The 2412-nt window shown below is 39.1% G+C and carries 2 protein-coding genes; both read left to right on the top strand.

The annotated features are described in order from the left end of the window. Window positions 1-383: 383 nt before the first annotated feature. Window positions 384-1457, top strand: a complete 1074-nt coding sequence (alr, locus tag AB4517_RS22735; protein ID WP_372098793.1) for an alanine racemase — start codon at window positions 384-386, stop codon at window positions 1455-1457. Window positions 1458-1552: 95 nt separating this feature from the next. Beyond that, a complete protein-coding gene (locus AB4517_RS22730; RefSeq protein ID WP_372150125.1) occupies window positions 1553-2404 on the top strand; it encodes an aminotransferase class IV in 852 nt (283 codons plus the stop codon). The last annotated feature ends 8 nt before the right edge of the window (window positions 2405-2412 follow it).

Genomic DNA, 2412 nt, shown 5'->3' with positions numbered 1-2412 from the left:
TCCCTTTATTATTAGGTACCTCGTAATTTAAAAAGACAAAAACCGAACAAAATCAACATGTTAAGTAATTGTTAACGCACCGAAATAGTGATATGGTGCAACATACTGGTGCAACAAATCATGTAAAACAGCATCAAACCGACAAAGTTTTAAAGCAAAGAAGCTAAATGTTGGACAGAGAGAAATAGTAAGATATATGACACGGAGAAGTCACCAATACTGCAAACCATCGGTTTTGACCCACCAATCCATTGTAAATATTCTTTTATTACTCAATTTTTTTTGAATCTGGCTTATAAATTGCAAACCCATAAAGTTGTAAGCGATAGATAATAAAAGGATAAATTTGGTTAGTTACTAAATTAAGCCTTAAGGAGAGAGGAATGATCACCGCGCAAGCCCACATTAACCTAGATGCAATTCGTCATAATTATCAAGTGTTAAAAAAACTGTGTGGCCATCAAAAACTCGTAGCGGTTATAAAAGGTAATGCCTATGGGCACAATGCTATTGCAGTTGCAAAATCACTACCTAATGCAGACCTGTTCGCTGTAGCTAGAATAGAAGAAGCTGTTGAACTGAGAGATGCAGGAATAAAACAGCCTATCCTATTATTAGAAGGCTGTTTTTGTAGTAACGACCTAAAGCAAGCGTTTGAATTAGATTTAGATATTGTTATTCACAGTGAACAGCAGCTAAAAGACCTGGAACAAGCATCACTAGCTAACGTAATTAACGTTTGGATAAAAGTTGACTCAGGCATGCATCGATTAGGTATTCAGCCACAGGAAATCAGCGACTATATCACCCGACTAAAACGACTAGATACAGTTTCAGAGCCGATTAGTTTTCTTAGTCACTTTAGTTGTGCTGATGATACACAGTGCACTACAACTCAAGAGCAAATTACGGTATTTTCTAACGCGGTTAAAGATAAGCAAGGTATGAAAAGTATCGCCAATTCAGCCGGTATTTTATTATGGCCGAATTCAAAGTTTGATGTCGCAAGAGCTGGTATTGCTTTGTATGGCATATCCCCTCAAAGTGACAGCGTAGGTAAAGATTTTGGCCTAATTCCTGCGATGACATTTTCAACACGCCTTATCTCAGTGCGTCATCATGATAAAGGGCAACCTGTTGGATACGGGGGATCTTGGATTTCTGACAAAGAAACAACTTTAGGTGTTATTGCTGTAGGTTATGGTGATGGTTACCCAAGAGCTGCTTCAAACCATGCTTCCGTATTTATTAATGGCCGAAGTGTACCAATCGTAGGGCGCGTATCAATGGACATGATAGTGGTCAATTTAGGCAAAGACGCACAAGATAAATGTGGGGATAGCGTTGAACTATGGGGAGAAAACTTACCTATAGAATCTGTAGCACACTCTGCTAGCACCATACCCTACGAGCTAACGATTCAACTTACGTCAAGGGTCCATAAGAAATTGGTATAACAATTATTTTTACATAAAGGGTATTACATCCCTATACATTTAACACGTACAGTCATACTTTTTACAAAAAGTAATTAATTAGAGGTTTACTCATAATGACAAACGAAATTAACAAATCTGCTGCTTTTTTTAATGGCACATATACAACAATGAACCAAGTCCGTATTTCACCGTTTGACCGCGGTTTCCTACTTGGTGACAGTATCTATGAAGCCGTGCCTGCCTATGACGGAAAGATGCTAGATTATAAAAGACATGGTCAACGACTATTGAACGGTTTAAATACCGTTGGCATTGAGTCTCCTTATACGCTTGATGGTTGGAAAGAGATTATCGAGCCACTTATCGACCCAAGTGAACCTGCTCAACTTTTATATATCCAAGTATCTCGCGGTGATGAACAAGTTCGTAAACATCGTTTCCCTGTTAACGCTGAGCCGACGGTTCTAATTTTCTCTATCCCCTTTGCACTGCCAATCGACGAAAATTACCCAGGTTGTGCAGGTCACTTGCAAGAAGATTTACGTTGGAAGCGATGTAATGTTAAGTCTACAAGCTTGATGGGAAATGTACTCGCTTATCATGAACTTTACACTAACGGCGTTGCGTTGGATGAAGCATTACTAGTACGTGATGGTTATGTTGTTGAAGCACCCAGCAGTAACTTATTCATGGTAAAAGATGGCGTTATCTTTACACCACCTGTCGATAATATTTTACCGGGTGTAACACGTGACGTAACGATTGATATTGCTAACCAGCAAGGCATCACCGTTCATGAAGAAGCACCAACGGTTGAAATGCTAAAAGATGCCGATGAAGTTTGGGTGACTAACTCAATGGAAGAGCTTAAGCCTGTAATTACTATTGATGGTCAAGCTGTTGGTGATGGCAAACCTGGCGCTATATGGCTACAACTATTTAAAGGCTTTCAAGCACTTAAATAGTATTTAAA

Origin of the sequence: Vibrio sp. 10N.222.52.C3 (assembly GCF_041474195.1) — a bacterium.
GTDB lineage: Bacteria > Pseudomonadota > Gammaproteobacteria > Enterobacterales > Vibrionaceae > Vibrio > Vibrio crassostreae_C.
The sequence above is the reverse complement of the archived record's forward strand: the minus strand, read 5'-3'. Positions and strand labels throughout refer to the sequence as shown.